The sequence below is a fragment of the Streptomyces gelaticus genome (assembly GCF_014649535.1).
Classification (GTDB): Bacteria; Actinomycetota; Actinomycetes; order Streptomycetales; family Streptomycetaceae; genus Streptomyces; species Streptomyces gelaticus.
This window is the reverse complement of record NZ_BMTF01000039.1, coordinates 1-15786: the sequence shown is the minus strand read 5'-3', so window position 1 is coordinate 15786 and position 15786 is coordinate 1. Positions and strand designations below refer to the sequence as shown.

At 70.8% G+C, this 15786-nt stretch carries 14 protein-coding genes; 4 read left to right on the top strand and 10 right to left on the bottom strand.

Going from position 1 to position 15786, the window contains the following annotated elements; genetic code table 11:
• Positions 1 to 12: 12 nt before the first annotated feature.
• The 6 genes from IE107_RS32530 to IE107_RS32505 form a co-directional block, all read right to left on the bottom strand.
• The gene (locus IE107_RS32530) at positions 13 to 933 is read right to left on the bottom strand and encodes a hypothetical protein (RefSeq protein ID WP_189547955.1); all 921 of its coding nucleotides are present in this window, start codon (positions 931 to 933) and stop codon (positions 13 to 15) included.
• Positions 930 to 2972, bottom strand: a complete 2043-nt coding sequence (locus tag IE107_RS32525; protein ID WP_189547954.1) for a hypothetical protein — start codon at positions 2970 to 2972, stop codon at positions 930 to 932. The genes IE107_RS32530 and IE107_RS32525 overlap by 4 nt, the downstream gene beginning before the upstream one ends.
• Positions 2973 to 2977: 5 nt before the next feature.
• Positions 2978 to 3376, bottom strand: coding sequence for a DUF6507 family protein (locus IE107_RS32520; protein ID WP_189547953.1), 399 nt, complete (start codon positions 3374 to 3376; stop codon positions 2978 to 2980).
• A 353-nt stretch (positions 3377 to 3729) separates the two neighbouring features.
• Positions 3730 to 4407 (bottom strand): DUF4232 domain-containing protein, encoded by a 678-nt coding sequence (locus IE107_RS32515; RefSeq protein ID WP_189547952.1) that lies wholly within the window; start codon positions 4405 to 4407, stop codon positions 3730 to 3732.
• A gap of 199 nt (positions 4408 to 4606) precedes the next feature.
• Complete coding sequence (locus IE107_RS32510) at positions 4607 to 5140, bottom strand: VOC family protein (RefSeq protein ID WP_189547951.1); 534 nt, start codon at positions 5138 to 5140, stop codon at positions 4607 to 4609.
• 82 nt (positions 5141 to 5222) lie between these two features.
• Entirely contained in the window at positions 5223 to 5447 is a 225-nt protein-coding gene (locus IE107_RS32505; RefSeq protein ID WP_189547950.1) for a hypothetical protein, read from the bottom strand.
• A gap of 269 nt (positions 5448 to 5716) precedes the next feature.
• Between IE107_RS32505 and IE107_RS35980 the strand changes: the two genes are divergently transcribed.
• On the top strand, positions 5717 to 6100 hold the full coding sequence (locus IE107_RS35980; protein ID WP_072485776.1) for a cold-shock protein: 384 nt from the start codon (positions 5717 to 5719) through the stop codon (positions 6098 to 6100).
• A gap of 98 nt (positions 6101 to 6198) precedes the next feature.
• On the opposite strand, the gene IE107_RS32495 is transcribed toward IE107_RS35980, so the two are convergent.
• From IE107_RS32495 to IE107_RS32480, 4 genes are read right to left on the bottom strand one after another with little or no spacing between them, the layout of a single operon-like run.
• Positions 6199 to 7068, bottom strand: coding sequence for a 1,4-dihydroxy-6-naphtoate synthase (locus IE107_RS32495; protein ID WP_189547949.1), 870 nt, complete (start codon positions 7066 to 7068; stop codon positions 6199 to 6201).
• The gene (locus IE107_RS32490) at positions 7049 to 7753 is read right to left on the bottom strand and encodes a futalosine hydrolase (RefSeq protein WP_189547948.1); all 705 of its coding nucleotides are present in this window, start codon (positions 7751 to 7753) and stop codon (positions 7049 to 7051) included. The genes IE107_RS32495 and IE107_RS32490 overlap by 20 nt, the downstream gene beginning before the upstream one ends.
• A 41-nt stretch (positions 7754 to 7794) precedes the next feature.
• Positions 7795 to 8274 carry a DUF2771 domain-containing protein gene (locus IE107_RS32485; RefSeq protein ID WP_189547947.1) on the bottom strand — a complete coding sequence of 160 codons (480 nt, stop codon included), beginning with the start codon at positions 8272 to 8274 and terminating at the stop codon, positions 7795 to 7797.
• 27 nt (positions 8275 to 8301) lie between these two features.
• Entirely contained in the window at positions 8302 to 9729 is a 1428-nt protein-coding gene (locus IE107_RS32480; protein WP_189547946.1) for an MFS transporter, read from the bottom strand.
• A gap of 623 nt (positions 9730 to 10352) precedes the next feature.
• On the opposite strand from IE107_RS32480, the gene IE107_RS32475 reads away from it, so the two are divergent.
• From IE107_RS32475 to IE107_RS32465, 3 genes are all read left to right on the top strand, one after another.
• Positions 10353 to 11288 carry a DUF3027 domain-containing protein gene (locus IE107_RS32475; protein ID WP_189547945.1) on the top strand — a complete coding sequence of 312 codons (936 nt, stop codon included), beginning with the start codon at positions 10353 to 10355 and terminating at the stop codon, positions 11286 to 11288.
• 444 nt (positions 11289 to 11732) lie between these two features.
• Positions 11733 to 14939 carry a sacsin N-terminal ATP-binding-like domain-containing protein gene (locus IE107_RS32470; protein WP_189547974.1) on the top strand — a complete coding sequence of 1069 codons (3207 nt, stop codon included), beginning with the start codon at positions 11733 to 11735 and terminating at the stop codon, positions 14937 to 14939.
• Positions 14940 to 15112: 173 nt separating this feature from the next.
• The coding region (locus IE107_RS32465) for a calcium-binding protein (protein WP_189547944.1) at positions 15113 to 15786 on the top strand (674 nt) is incomplete at its 3' end.

The following is a 15786-nucleotide window of genomic DNA, read 5'->3' as shown; positions in this document are numbered from 1 at the left end:
GTGCTGTGTCGCTCACTTCGGATTCGGTTTGTCCCACGGGTGGGTGAGGGGCTTGCGGTGCCACCACCAACCACGTTCGCTGAGATCAATGAGAGATCCCGAGGCTCCTGCCTCAGCAGCCCAGACGTCGTCCGGCGTGGAGCACTTCTTGAACGTCTCGTCGAGTTGCCCGGCAGACTTGCGCAGGAGGTCGGCCACTGGCCTGGTCAGTTGTTCTGACAGTTGCTCGATCCGGTCTCGCGCCAGTAGAGCTTCGCAGTACAAATCGACCGGATATTTGCCGGTGGGGTGCCAGCCGGATTCCATGCGTCGCACCATTCTCTCCCATTCTGCGAGATAAGCCCGAGAGTGGTACAGGTGGGATCCTGGTTCATCAGCGAGTGCAGGATCGGCGAGGCCTTCCGGTGACTTTCGGAGGATCTCAGTGGCGTGGATGAATTCCGAGGTGGCCGGTACGGGGACGTGCTGCTCCCGTACGATCTCCGGAAGCTGCATGATGCGAACGCCGGGAAGCTGAGGGACGGCAGTCTCGACAGCGTCGATGGAGTACTTGGGTCGCTCGTCGTCTGACGCCAGGAGGCGAGCGCGGGTCACCGAACCGGTCGGAGTCACAAGCCAATATGCGCTGGGAACTTGCTCTTCGGCCGGATACAGGACCACGGTCTGCGCTGCAACAGCGAAGCGTGAAGCAAATTCCGGCTCGGTCGGCTGCTGGGAAACGGCATCTTGGACGAAGATATCCAGAGTCAGTGAGACGTCGCCGAGAACATGCGAGTAGTCGCACAGGGCAAGAGCATCCCAGTTGCGGTCTTCCTGATCGGCGTCGGTGTCGGCGACATCGACGGAGTTCAGCTCAATGTGCAGGCATGACGCCAGGGCATCGGAGATTCGGGGCGGCTGCAGGCGATCGGTGGTGAAGAGGTTGTATGTCATTGATAGGTCCCGTTGTAGAGGTCCAGCGCCTTCTGGACGGCTTGAGGGTTGTTGACGAACCGAGGGTTCCGCGTCAACTGGGGTGCGGCATTAATGTCACCCTTGGCCTTTACCACCTGTTGCAATGCGGCGTATTCGTTCCTGTCGAGATTGACGATACCCGGTCCTGATTCGGGGTAGACGCGACCGCCTGGCTCCACTCCGTAGGTGCGGCCATTAATTTCATAACGGTTCCCGTCCGCGGTGAGTTTTGCTTGCCCTTCAGCGATACCAGCGATGTCCTTTTCGACGTCGCGGGAGTATCCGCGCAAGATGATGCTGTTTTTCTCTTTGATTTCTCGCCCGGCAGCCCCGCTGATCGTGTGTCTGGCGTTGGGGGGCTTCAGTTCTTCCCCGGCAGCCGGTCCAGGGATGTCACTCCTGGCGGGCCACACTCCCTTTTTGTGCGCTGGAGGGCCCCCGGCACTGCCTTGGCCGTCGGTACTGCCTGACGCGGGAGGGGTGTCATTCATGTTGAGGTCGGGGGTGTGCTCGCCAGCGCTCGGAATGTGCTCCGGATGGGCGCCACCCTCGCCCGGAGTGGGTTCGTCACTTCCTGGGCCCTCGTGCGTACCGTGATCCGCGTTTGTGTGGCCGCTGCTTCCATGGGTCGCGCCACCGCCCGCGTCATGGCCGCCGCGCGGCGGCAGGCCGTCGCCCGCGTGGGCGGTCGCTCCGGGCGCGCGTCCGCCGACGCCGACTGGTTCGCGATCGCCGTTCGGCCGGCCGGCGCTCCGTTCGGCGGCGGAGGGTTCGTGCCTGGCCGGGTCCAGGTTGGGTTTGCCGTCGGGGTCGAGGGGGACGAACTTGCCGTCCTTGTCGACCCGGTAGCGGTGGTCGAGGTCGAAGGCGCCGTCGGGGAACTTGGTCTTCGGTATCTGGAGGTGGTCGCTGACGTTGGCCAGGACCTGGGAGACCTTGGGCAGGTCCGAGAGGGCCTTGGCGGCCTTGAACGTGCCGGAGAGCGGGTCGAGGGCGTCACCGATCTTCGCCATGGTCCCGGCGGCCTTCGCGATCGTGCCGCCCTTGCCGAGCTTGGCGGCAACGGCAAAGGGGCCGGTGGCGAGGGTGAGCAGGTTGAAGGACTGCACGGCGTGGGCGCGAGCGGGATCCTCGTTCACCATGTCGTACGCGATGAACTGCTTGCCGAACTCCTTCGCGTACGCCTTGCTGTCACGCTGCCAGTCGGACAGGTGCTCGTCCTGGCCGAACAGGTCCATGCCGTAGGCGTAGCCGCCGACAGCGGTGCGCCGCAGGCCGTCCCACGCCTGGTCGCGGGCCTCGCCGCCATGGAAACCGATCAGGGTGCCCAGGCCGTCGATGCCGCCCCAGATGCTGTCCTTGGCGATGCCGTCCCAGGCCCAGCTCTTGGCTCCGTGCCCCCACCACTCCAGGCTCCAGCGCTCATAGGTACGTCCCTCGGGGCTGCCCCACGGCAGGTCCTTCATGCCCTTGAGCGCGTCGGCGCTCTGGCCGTACATGCCGAGCCCGTGGGTGCCGTCGTCCACGATCCACGCAGGGCGGCAGGCACCCGGGCTGATCGCGTTGATCTTGTTGGCTGCGTTGCGCTCGGCCTCCTGGAAGCCCTCGCGCGCCGCAGCCACGCCGTCCATCAACGCCTGGTGCGCGTCGGTCTTCTTCTCGTCCTTGGTCCAGTCGTCATCGCCCCGGACACTGTCGACGAAGCCGATCGCGTCCAGCTTCAGCTGCTTGAGACGGTCGGCGTGCGGCTTGGCCTCGTGGATGAACGTGTCCAGGGCGTCGGCGAGCGACTCGATGTTCGCCGCGAATTCGTCGGCCGTGTCCATGACCGGCTGGGTGGACGAGAACAGTTTCTCGGCCTCGGGCGCCTTGTAGTACGCGGCCGTCGCCTGGAAGCGGGAGTGGACGTCCTTTCCGCCGGTCCGGATGCCCGTGGCATGCGTACGCAGAGCGGACGCGGCCTTCTCCAACTGGCGGAAGTCACCGGTGTACTGAGGTATCCCACCCGGTTCGATCACGGCGGCTACTCCCCGCCCCGGTGGCCGGACTTCTGCCCGACCGCCCTGATCTCGGCGGGGGTCGGGGCCTTCGCCGCGTCGCGCTGGGCCCGGGCGGCCATGGCCAGGTCACCCTCGATGTATTCGGTGGTGGCCTTGACCGTGCCGTCCATCGACTTCTTGGTGCGGGCGGCCATGAACCTGATCCGCTGCTGGGTGTCCGAGATGAAGTTCGCCACCGCGGCGCCGACCGGTCCCGCCGGTGCCTCGCCGCAGTACGGTCCGCTGATCGTCCCCGCGTGCAGCGCGGCGTCCTCCACGCTCTCGCCGTAGCCCCTGACGCCCTTGCTCAGGTCGTCGGCGGCCAGCCCCACCAACGAAAGAACGGACTCCACCCCGCTCGGCTTGATGTCCCACCCCGTCATGCCGTTCCCCATCCCCCTGCGTCCCCGGTCGATACGTCTCGTCGACTGCGCGTGGCAGCACGCATGCCACTGGCGACAAGATCTTCATCTGTATCAAGGGGGAAGTAGCAATGGCAACGCACTTCAAGCCAATCGTGCGTTGGATTGAGCACGCAGTGTTGCCATGAGGGTGTGATTGGTGAGATGAATCGCCGGGATGGGGTGGTGAGATGGTCTCTCTCTTTCCGGCGTCGTTCGGAGTGGCGGCGGCCGGGTTGGTTCGCGGAGTGGATGAATTGCGTTTGCGGTCGGGAAGGATGGGTGCGGTGAACCGCGGGAAACGCTGTGCGAGCGCCGCGGTGCCGCGGGTGCGCTCAGTCGAAGGGGACGGCGTCCGCCGGGGAGGTGTGCCAGTTGGTGACGATCGGGCTGTCGACGGTGATGGTGTCGACCGGCAGGGAGACCGGGTTGGAGTCGTCGTCACCGATGGCGACGATGATGCTGTCCAGTTCCTTGCCGCCGTCCGCGTTGGTGGTCTTGGGGTTCACCCCGGCGTAGGCGGTGGTGCTCCCGCTCAGCGTGATCTGCTGGCCGACGGCCTGCTCCGCGGGGCCCGCCTCGGTGCCGTCGGAACCGAAGGCCACGGTCGGGAGCGCGGCGGGCAGGACGCAGGTGATGCCCGGCTTCGCCTTCGCGGTGATCAGGATGTATCCGCCGGCCTGGGTCTCGGACTTGGTGCTCCAGGAGATGTCGTTGGCGCCACAGACCTGACCGACCTGCTCCCGCTTGCCGTTGCCGGTGTCGGCGCCGGAGCCTGCCCCGTCCTTGGTTCCCTTGCCCGCCGTGTCCGAGCGCTGGTCGGCACCCTTGTCCGTGCCCTGACTGCTGCTCGCGGCCGACGAGCCGGACGAGGCGCCCGGGGTGGCGGACGAAGAACTCTGCGCGGCACCGTTGTCCGTGGCCGCGTCCGTGTCCTGGCATGCCGTCATCAGCATGGCGCCGCCCACGAGGGCGGCGGAGACGAGGAGGGCCTTGCGACGGTTGCCGAACATGAAATCCCCTTGGTGATCAGTGGTTGAGGCCGAAGCGCATCGGCTTCCCGGGCGCTTGCTCGATCACTATGAGGGGGCTGTGCGCCGGAAGGATGCCGGAGTCTTCGTTCCAGGACGGTGCTGTCGCAGACCGGTGACATGATCACGAAGCCAGGACCGCCGCCACCCGCCTTGCAGGTGGCGGCCGGACGCATGCCGGTCAGCCGGTGGCCCTGACGGGTGCGCTGCTGTGTCCGTGGCGTCGGCCGCTCAGTTCGGCGTCGAGGGTCTCCTGAGCCACGCGCATCGCCTCGGCGTACACGGGAGCCTGCAGCCGCTGCCACATCTCGTCCTCGGAGACGTCCTCGACGCGGCTGACCACCCACCAGATGTTGCCGAAGGGGTCCTTGATCCGCCCTCCACGCTGACCGAAGGCGTCGTCCAACAGAGAAGTGACGACCCGGCCGCCGGCTGCAACGGCCCGGGAGAACGCCTCGTCCGCGTCGGCGACGAACACGCGCAACAGACTCGGCATGGCGGGCCAGTCCGCGTGACGGTCGAAGGCCAGCACGACGGTGTCGCCGACCCGGATCTCACCGTGCCCGACCGAGCCGTCCTCGGTCGGCACCCGCGCGAGCTCCTCACCGCCGAACGCCTGGGTGACGAAGTCGAGGAACGCTCCCGTGTCATCGGTGACGACCCAGGGCGCAACGGTGGTGTAGCCCTCTGGCGCGGTGTTGGTCTGCTCGGGCATCGCGGTCCTCTCGTCGCTGTTGCTTGTCGACGGCGAAGATAGGCGCGATATAGGTCTGGCTCTGTCCTAGTGGGCCCGGCGGCTACCTCTTCGGCGACCCCGCCCGCACCGACCGGACCACGCCCGCCGCGGCGATCAGGAAGCCGACGCCCATCAGCATGCACAGCGACCAGGCGATGGACGGCAGCGGATGGGTGCCGAGGAAGAGGGGGGCCACGGTGGCCAGGGTGGACAGTGCGCCGATGAAGAAGACGATCGCGCCGATCCGGACCAGCCGGTCACCTGCGCCAGAAGGTGTAGTACTCACCCCGCCAGGGTAGTTCCCGGCGGCGGCGAACCACCCTGCGGCCGACCTTGTCGTCAACCTTGACGTCAACGCGCGAGGTCAACCTCGCGATGGCCGGTGTGCCAAGCAGGCGCCGTTTCCGGACAGAGTCCGGATGACCAGGCTTGACGAGGGGTACTCCCCCTGGGGAGGCTGCTGCCAGCAGGGGAGCACCACCACTGGATAGCCTGACCTGCTGAGGCTTTGTTCCGGCATACAGGTTGCTTACGGGTTGAGATGGGGTGCGTGCTTTGCCGACTGGCAAGGTCAAGTGGTTCAACAGCGAGAAGGGCTTCGGCTTCCTCTCCCGCGACGACGGCGGCGACGTCTTCGTGCACTCCTCCGTGCTCCCCGACGGCGTCGATGCCCTCAAGCCGGGCCAGCGCGTCGAATTCGGGGTCGTCGCAGGTCAGCGTGGAGACCAGGCGCTCTCGGTGGCGATCTTGGATCCGACCCCGTCCGTCGCGGCCGCGCAGCGCCGCAAGCCGGACGAGCTCGCGTCCATCGTGCAGGACCTGACCACCCTGCTGGAGAACATCACGCCGATGCTGGAGCGCGGCCGGTACCCCGACAAGGCGGCCGGTAAGAAGATCGGCGGCCTGCTGCGCGCGGTCGCCGACCAGCTGGACGTCTGATCCGGCCGGACGTCCGATCCGCCCGGACGTCCGATCCCGGTCGACGTGTGATCCGGCTCGATGTCTGAAGCCGGGCGCAGATCGGGCGAACGTGCAGCTCAGACGAATGACAGTGCGTTGGGGCCGAGGGGCGGTACCAGTCCCTCGGCCGCCGCGCGGGTCAGCAGTCCGCGGATCGCCGCGTAGCCGTCCTCGCCGAGGTCGGCGGTGAACTCGTTGACGTACAGCCCGATGTGCTGGTCCGCCACGGCCGGGTCCATCTCCTGGGCGTGCTTCAGCACGTACGGCCGGGACGCCTCCGGGTCGTCCCAGGCCATCCGTACCGAGGTGCGCACCGAATCGGCGAGCAGCTTCAGCGTGTCCGCGCCCAGCGACCGCTTGGCGATGATCGCGCCGAGCGGGATCGGCAGCCCGGTCGTCCGCTCCCAGTGCCGGCCCATGTCGGCGAGGTTGTGCAGCCCGTAGTTCTGGTACGTGAACCGCGCCTCGTGGATGACGAGACCGGCGTCCACCTTGCCGTCGCGCACGGCGGGCATGATCTCGTCGAACGGCATCACGACGATCTCGCCGACACCGCCCGGCACCACCTCGGCCGCCCAGAGGCGGAACAGCAGGTACGCGGTGGAGCGCTCGCTCGGTACGGCGACGGTCCGGCCCGTCAGGTCCTGGTCCGCGCCCTGCTTCGTGAGGACGAGCGGGCCGCAGCCCCGGCCCAGCGCCCCGCCGCACGGCAGCAGCGCGTAGTCGTCGAGCACCCACGGCAGCACCGCGTACGAGACCTTGAGGACGTCGAGCTCACCGTGCTCGGCCATCCCGTTGGTGATGTCGATGTCCGCGAAGGTGACGTCGAGGGCGGGCGCGCCGGGGACCCTTCCGTGCGCCCAGGCGTCGAAGACGAAGGTGTCGTTCGGGCACGGCGAGAAAGCGATCCGCAGCGGGTTCGACGGGTCAGGAGTCGTTTCGGTCATGGTGGGTCCAACCTTCCAGTACGGGTACGAGCTTCCCGAACGCGTCGGTGAGCGCGGCCAGCGCGTCGCCGATGCGCCAGGCGTCCCGGTCGCGCGGGCCGACGGTGTTCGAGACGGCCCTGATCTCCAGGGCGGGCACGCCGGCACGTTCGGCGGCCTCCGCGACCCCGAAGCCCTCCATGGCCTCGGCTCCGGCCCGAGGGTGCGCGGCGAGCAGGGCGGCGGCGCGTGCGGCGCTGCCGGTCACGGTGGAGACGGTGAGGATCTCGGCGGTGAGCGCGCCGGTGGCGGCGGCCACGTCCCGGACCTGTGCGGGCGGTGGCGTGAACCGGTCGCGGCCGAAGCCCAGGCCGGTGACGGGCACGAAGCCCTCGGGGGTTTCGGCGCCCAGGTCGGCGGCGACGATCCCGCTCGCGACGACGAGCGAGCCGACCGGGGCGACGGGCGCGAATCCGCCGCCGATGCCGGCCGAGACGACGAGGCCGTACGGGCCGGAAGCGAGGCCGAAGGCCGTCGCGGCGGCCGCGGCGGCCGGTCCGGCGCCGCCCGCGAGGACGTCGAAGGGCCCCGCGCGGTGGAGCTCGGCGCCGGGAATCCGACGTACCGACGGCTCGGAGACGTCCCCGGACGCGCGTGTGACCGCGTCCCGTTCTGCGGGGACAGCGGTCACGACGAGCACACGCACGGGGAGGTGCCTCCGAGGCTCAGGAGGGGGTCAGGCGCGGTTCAGGAGGACTTCTTCAGTTCGAAGTGCCAGACACCGATCAGTTGCTTGCCCTTGGTCTCCACGATGCTGATCTGCGTCTTGTTCGTGGTCTCGCCGGTCTGGCTGGAGAAGAAGGCGCTGCCCGGGATGGACCGGTAGGTCTTCATGTACGGCTCCTGCTCGGCCTGCTGGCCGTTGATGAACAGGGTCCAGCCGTTGTTCGCGATCTCGGGGTCGACCCCGAAGCGGACCTTGTCGTCCATCGCGACCTCGACGGACTTCTCCGCCTTCTTGTTGAGGCAGCTCTGGTACTCGGACTGCTTGAGCGGCTTGCCGTCGTTGTAGCAGGCGGCCTCGGAGCTCACCGAGTTGCCGCCGACCGTTACGGTCGCGAGCGGCGTCGGCTTCTCGCAGGCGGAGAGGACAAGGAGTCCCGCGGACACGGCACCAAGAGCGACGCCGATTCGGCGGCTCTTACCGGAGAAGAACGCAACGGTCATGGGCCGAAGGCTATCGGTCGCTCCGGTTCACGCCACGCGGGGGTGCGGCGAGCCGCGTCGCGCGGCGCCCAGCAGACCCCGTACGGACGTTGCGGCGCCGAGGGCGAGGATGCCCGCGGCGACCGACATGCCCAGTACGCCGTTGAGGGGGAGGGCGATGCCGATGCCGCCGCCGACCACCCAGGCCATCTGGAGCACGGTCTCGGACCGGGCGAACGCGGAGGTGCGCACCTCTTCGGGCACGTCGCGCTGGATCATCGCGTCCAGGGAGAGCTTCGACAGGGCCTGCGTGAAGCCCGCGGTGGCGCTGAGCGCGGCGACCGTGACCGTGCTGAAGAAGAGTGCCGCGAGCACGGCGACCCCCAGCGCCAGGGCCAGCACCGAGGCGACGATCACCTCGGGGCCGCGGGCCCGCAGCCAGGAGCCGACCGCCGTACCGAGCGCGTTGCCGACGCCGGCCGCGACGCCGGCGATGCCGAGCGAGACGGCGGCGCTCTGTCCGGCGAGCGGGTGCTCGCGCAGCAGGAACGCCAGGAAGAAGATCAGAAAGCCGGAGAGCGCGCGGTGCGCGGTGTTGGCCTGGAGCCCGTTCAGCACGGACGGGCCCACGGACCGCAGACCGGGCCGCTTCTCGCCGTTCGGCTCCCTGCGCCGCGCCCGCCAGGACCGCTTGCCGCCGCCCCGCCCCGACTCGGTCCGGGAGACCGCCACGCCGTGCGGCGGCACCAGCTGGGCCTTCCGCTCGCCCTTCGCGGAGTCGACCTTGGGCGGCAGCGTGAAGGCGAGAACGGTCCCGCCGATGAAGATCACGCACGCCCCGTACAGCGGCCAGCCGGCCCCGAGCGTCTGCAGCCCCGCCGCGACCGGGGCCGCCACCCCGGTCGCCAGCAGCCCGGCGAGCGTGACCCGGGAATTCGCCTTCACCAGGGAGAAGCGCGGCGGCAGCAGCCGCGGCACCACCGCGCTGCGCACCACCCCGTACGCCTTTGAGCAGACCAGGACGCCCAGCGCGGCCGGATACAGTTCCAGGCCGCCGGTGGCGACCGCGCCCGACATGGTGAGTGCGAGCACCGCGCGGGCCAGCATCGCACCGGCCATCGCGGCGCGCCGTCCGTGCGGCAGGCGGTCCAGGAGTGGGCCGATCACGGGGGCGAGGAGCGTGAAGGGCGCCATGGTGATGGCGAGGTAGAGGGCGACCCGTCCGCGGGCCTCGTCCGTCGGCACGGCGAAGAACACCGTCGAGGCGAGCGCGACCGTGATCATCACGTCGCCCGCGCCGTTCACGGCATGCAGTTCGATCAGTTTGCCGAGCCCGGACTCCCCGGCGCCATGGGCGTGCGTCGCCTTCCGGATGCCCCTGGCGGTGCCGGTGAACGGCAGGTGGAGAGCACGGCCGATCGCCCGGCCCGTCCTGCGGAGCGGGCCGGGCCCCTCGTGCGACCTGGCGGAAGTCACCCCGTCATAGTGCCCCAGTAGCGGTGGCGGTGAACCGGCATCGGTGCGGGGCGCGGCGCACTCCGCCCCGTCGGGCCAGCGATCCGCGCAGGCCGGGCGGGGCCGGCCCGGCTCCGGGACCGTGCGCGTCCGCGAGCGGCCGGGAGAGGCCGGGAGAGGCCGGGAGAGGTCTCCGCAGGGATTCGGGAGGATGTCGACGGAGGTCTTGGGAGGGTTTCGGGAGGGTGTCGACGGAGATCCTGGGAGGGTTTCGGGAGGGTGCCGGCGGAGGTCCCGGAAGGGATTCGGGAGGGTGTCGGCAAAGGTCCCGGAAGGGATTCGTGAGGGAAACGCAGGGGATTTGCCGGGGAGACGACACCGGATACGGCCTTGTTTGGGACGGGCAGGTGGGCGGGGCGCGGCGGAGAGGGTAGCGTGCGTAGCGCGCCACCGGCGGTTGTTCTCGGCCGCGCGCCTCTCGGCGATCCCGCAGAATGGGTTGCAGAAGGTGTGCCCGAGGCAGGCAGCAACGGGTGTGGACGTCGACGCGGCCCCCAGGTCCGCTCCGCCCGCATCCGTCATGGCCGAAACCGATGGATGTGCTGGCGCGCTCGTGAGACTGGCGTAGGAGAGAAGCGAGACCTGTGAGTGCTGCGACGACGCGAAGCCGTACGGCCCGTACCCCTGTTCCCGACCGTCTGTGCGCCGAGGCCGTAGACCTCGCCCGCGCTGCGGCCGAGGAGGCAGCCGCGCCGGGGGTAGTCGGTGAGCATGTGGCCGTGGTCTCCGAGGGGGACCGGGTCGTCACGCACTTCTTCGAGTGCAAGGAGCCCGGCTACCGGGGCTGGCGCTGGGCGGTGACCGTCGCGCGGGCCTCCCGCGCGAAGTACGTCACCCTCGACGAAACGGTGCTGCTGCCCGGCAGTGACGCGCTGCTCGCCCCGGAGTGGGTGCCGTGGAGCGAGCGGCTGCGCCCCGGCGACATGGGGCCGGGCGATCTGCTGCCCACCGAGGCGGACGATCTGCGTCTGGAGCCCGGCTACACCGGCGAGGACGAGCCGTCGCCGAGCTCCGCGGTCTCCGAGGTGTCGCAGGAGATGGCCGACCTCGTCGACGCGGAGGACGCCGAGCTGACGACGCGCCCCGCGACGACGAGCCGGGGCTCGATCGCGGCGCTCGCGGACGAGCTCGGCATGCGGCGGGCGAGGGTGCTGTCCCGGTACGGGCTGCACGCGGCGGCCGACCGGTGGGACGAGGCGTTCGGCGCGAAGACGCCGATGGCCCAGGCGGCCCCGGCCTCGTGCGTCACCTGTGCCTTCCTGGTGCCGCTGGCGGGTTCGCTCAGGCAGGCGTTCGGGGTGTGCGCGAACGAGTTCGGTCCGGCGGACGGCCGGGTCGTGTCGCTGTCGTACGGGTGCGGTGGGCACTCGGAGGCGGCGGTGATGCCGAAGCCGCCGAAGCCGGTGCCGCACGCGCTGGACACGATGCAGGTGGACGAGTATCCGCTGCGGCCGGCCCGGGACTCCGGCTCGGTCCCGGCGGAGGCGGACGGGCCGACGGAGGACCTCGGCCACTCCTAGGCGGTTGCCGGGGGCGGTGCGGCTTCCCGCGGGTGCGGGGTGCTCCGGTGGACCGGGTCCGTCCTCGACCGCCGGACGGGCTGGGTCGGGATGCCGGGCAGCCCCGGCGAACCGCTTTGCCCTCAAGCGCCGGGCGGGCTCGATTCTGCCGCTCGTCCGAGGGGATTCGCGGCCGCCCGGCGAAGCGCTTTGTCCTCGATCGCCGGACGGGCTTGATTCTGCTGCTCGATGGAGAGATTCTGCGGCCTCCCGCGAAGCGCTTTGTTCTCGGTCGCCGGGCGGGCTTGATTCCGCCGACCGTCCGGCAGACGTCCGCTCAAGGGCCCGAACCGGCCGATGCGCTGTTCCGCCGCCTCCGTCCGGTGCGAGGACCCGGTACCTTCGGGCGCACACTTGGCGGCATGGGCAGTGCGTAACCGGAAAGAGCGGAGTCAGAGCGTGAGCATGAATGCGACCGAGGGGGTCGACCCGTTCGGGACCGCGCGGCTGCGGCGCGGTGTGCTCGACGCCTGGGGCGCCGGCCCCGCCAGATTCCGCGAGGACGCCAACGCCGAGGAGGACCTCGCGCTCGGCGGCTACCGCGACCGCCTCGTCGTCGAGCTGGCCCAGAACGCCGCCGACGCCGCCGCCCGCGCTCAGGTCCCCGGCCGGCTCCGCCTCACCGTGCACCCGGCGGCCCCGGGCACCCCCGCGGTCCTCGCCGCCGCCAACACCGGCGCACCCCTCGACGCCACCGGCGTGGAGTCGCTCTCCACGCTGCGCGCCTCCGCCAAGCGCGAGGGGCACGAAGGAGCCGTCGGCAGGTTCGGCGTCGGGTTCGCCGCCGTGCTCGCGGTGAGCGACGAGCCCGCCGTCGTCGGCCGGCACGGCGGCGTCCGCTGGTCCCTCGCCGAGGCCCGCGACCTCGCCGCGCGGGCGGCCGTCGCCAGCCCCGGCCTCGGCGACGAACTGCGCCGCCGCGACGGCCACGTACCCCTGCTCCGGCTCCCGCTGCCCGCCCAGGGCACCGCACCCGACGGGTACGACACCGTCGTGGTCCTCCCACTGCGCGACGGCGGTGCCGAGGACCTCGTGCTCCGACTGCTCGACGCGGTCGACGACGCCCTGCTGCTCACCCTGCCCGGCCTCGACGAGATCGTGATCGAGACCCCGGACACCGTACGGACACTGCGCCGCACCGAGCACGGTCCCTACATCCACATCGAGGACTCCGCGCACGGCACGAACCGCTGGCGCACCGTCACCCAGCACGGCCCCGTCGAGCCCGCCCTGCTCGCCGACCGCCCCCGCGAGGAACGGCTGCGCCCGCACTGGTCGGTCACCTGGGCGGTCCCGGTCGACACGGAGGGCGCACCGGCGCGCCCCCGTACCCTCCCCGTCGTCCACGCCCCGACCCCCACCGACGAACCCCTCGGCATCCCCGCGCTGCTCATCGCGTCGCTGCCGCTCGACACCGCCCGCCGCCACTTCGCGCCGGGACCGCTCACCGATTTCCTGGTGCAGCGCGCCGCCGACGCGTACGCCGAACTGCTCGCCGGCTGGCAGCCGGTGTCCGTCGACACCATCGACCTCGTACCGGGACCGCTCGGCAAGGGCGAACTGGACGGCGCGCTGCGCGGCGCGATCCTGGAGCGGCTGCCGCGCGTCGCGTTCCTGGCGCCCGCCGCCCCGCGCGACACCACCACCGAGGCGGACCGGTGGGACACCTGGGACGCGGGGGCGGACGGCCTCCCCGACACGGCCACCACCGCGCTGCGGCCCATCGAGGCCGAGGTGCTGGAAGGCGTCGGCGCCGAGACCGTACGGGTGCTCGCCGAGGTCCTGCCGTGTCTGCTGCCCGCCGGACTGGAACGCCGCAGTGAGCTGCGCACGCTCCGGGTCGCCCGGGTCCCGCTGACCGAGGCGATCGACCGGCTCGCCGGTCTGGAACGCGACCCCGGCTGGTGGCGGCGGCTGTACGACAGCCTGTCCGGCATCGACCCGGACCGCCTCTCCGGCCTGCCCGTACCGCTGGCCGGGACAACGGAGGCCGCGGAACCCGGGATCCCGGCCGTGGCCCGCACCGCCATCGGACCCCGCCAGGTACTCCTCCCGCTCCCCGACGCAGCCGGCGGACCGGTGCTGGAGCGCCTCGCCCGGCTCGGTCTCAAGGTCGCCCACCCGGACGCCGCCCATCCGCTGCTGGAGAAGCTGGGCGCCCTGCCCGCCACTCCGCGCGCCGTGCTGACGACCCCGCAGGTGCGGGCCGCCGTCGCCGGATCGCTGGACGCGGGCGAGATCTGGGACGAGGACGCGCTGGACGGCGACGAGCTCGCCGAGACCGTCCTCACCCTCGTGCGGGACGCCGAGCTGGCACCCGGCGACGAGCCGTGGCTCGGGGCGCTCGCCCTCCCCGACGAGGACGGCGAACCGGCCCCCGCCGGGGAACTCGTGCTGCCCGCCAGCCCGTTCGCGGCCGTCATGCGGGAGGGCGAACTGGCCCTCTGCGACCAGGAGCTGGCCGACCGCTGGGGCGAGCAGCCGCTCACCGCCTGCGGGGTGCTGGCCACCTTCGCGCTCGTGCGGACCACCGATGTGGTGCTGGACCCGGACGAACTGGAGCCGCGCGAGGGCGACTTCGCCGAGCCCGACGACGCCGGTCTGCTGGACGCCGTGGACGTGTGGTGCGAGGACGTCCTCGACCAGCTGCCCGACACTCCGGTACCGCCGGTCGCCACCGAGATCGTGGCCGTCCGCGATCTGGACCTGGTCGACGACGACGCCTGGCCGCAGGCGCTCGCCATGCTCGCCCAGCCTCCGCTGCGCGACGCACTGACCCAGCCGGTGCGGGTGCTGCTGCCGGACGGCACCACACAGTCCGTCCGCCCGTACACGGCCTGGTGGCTGCGCGACCACCCGGTGCTCGACGGCCGCCGCCCCGCCGGGCTGCGGGCCGCGGGCGGCGACCCCCGGCTGGCCGGTCTCTACGACTCCGCCGACGCGACCGGGTTCGACGACGCACAGGTGCTGCGCGCCCTCGGCGTACGGACCTCCGTGGCCGCCCTGCTCGACGAGCCGGGCGGCGCCGCCGAACTCCTCGGCCGGCTCGCGGACGAGGACCGCCCGGTCGGCCCCGTACAACTGCACTCCCTGTACACGGCCCTGGCCGACCTCGACCCGGAACAGGTCACGCTGCCGGACGAACTGCGGGCCGTGGTCGACGGCGAGGTACGGGTCGTCGACGCGGCGGACGCCGTGATCGCGGACGCCCCCGATCTGCTGCCGCTGACCGCCGGGATCCCGCTGCTCCCGGTCGCCCCGGCGCGCGCCACCGAGCTGGCCGAGCTGTTCCAGGTGCGCCGGCTCGGCGAGAGCGTCGAGGCGGAGGTGTCGACGGAGGGCGAGGAGCATCAAGTGCCGGACGCGGTACGGGTCCTGCTCGGCGCCGGCACCCCGGACGTGTACGTCGAGCACGGTGAACTGCGCGCGGGCGGCGTCGAACTGGACTGGCGCCGCACCCCCGACGGTGCGGTGCACGCCGCCACGCTGGAGGGCGTCGCGGCGGGCCTGGCCTGGGCGGCGGGCCAGTGGCCGCGCCGCTTCGAGGTCGCGGCGCTGCTGGAGGACCCCTCCCGTACGGAGGAGCTGGCACGCGACCGCTGGTTCGAATGACGGGCGGCCGGGTACACACGGCCGAGGGATCTTCGCAAGAACTTCATCCCGGCGTACAACCCTTCACACGGGTGGCGGGTCTGGTCTTTCGAGTCAGCAGACTCACAGTCCGAACCAGCCCCGCCGGGGGCGCATTCTTGTGCCCGCGGGGCCTTTCTCCACTGGGGAAACACATGCGAATTCGTGCCACTGTTGCTGCCGTTTCCGGCGCCCTGGCCCTGTCTGCTCTGGCTGTCCCGGCCGCCCACGCGGGCGACCACTCCGTTCCGAACCTGAACAAGCCGACGTCGGGTGCCGAGGCCTTCGGCATCGCCGCCCGGGGCGCCTCGAAGGCCGCCGCGGCCACCGCCTCCGACGCGTCGGAGCCCGTCATCTCCAAGGTCGTCGTCAACGGCGGCAAGGACATCGTCCTGGGCACCACCGCCAAGAAGACGATCTCCATCTCCGTCACCGCCTCGCACGCCACCGGTGTCGTCGACGCCTACGCCGACCTGTGGCACGGCACCAACCCGGACTCGCCGGACACCATCGACGGCGTGATCCTGCCGAACGAGGACGTGTCGACGTGCACCAAGGTCAACGCCACGACCTCGACGTGCAAGCTGACGTACACGATCGACCCGCGCTACGACCTGTACAAGAACTCCCTGGCCGGCACCTGGCACGTCGCTGCGGGCGCGCTCGCCGGTAACCAGATGGACATCGCCTACACCGACTTCTACAGCACCGCCCGGGTCCAGCGGCTGTCGAAGCTGACGGTCAACGCTTCCCCGGAGCCGGTGAAGAAGGGCGGGACGATCACGGTCACCGGGAAGCTGTCGCGGGCGAACTGGGAGGACCACGCGTA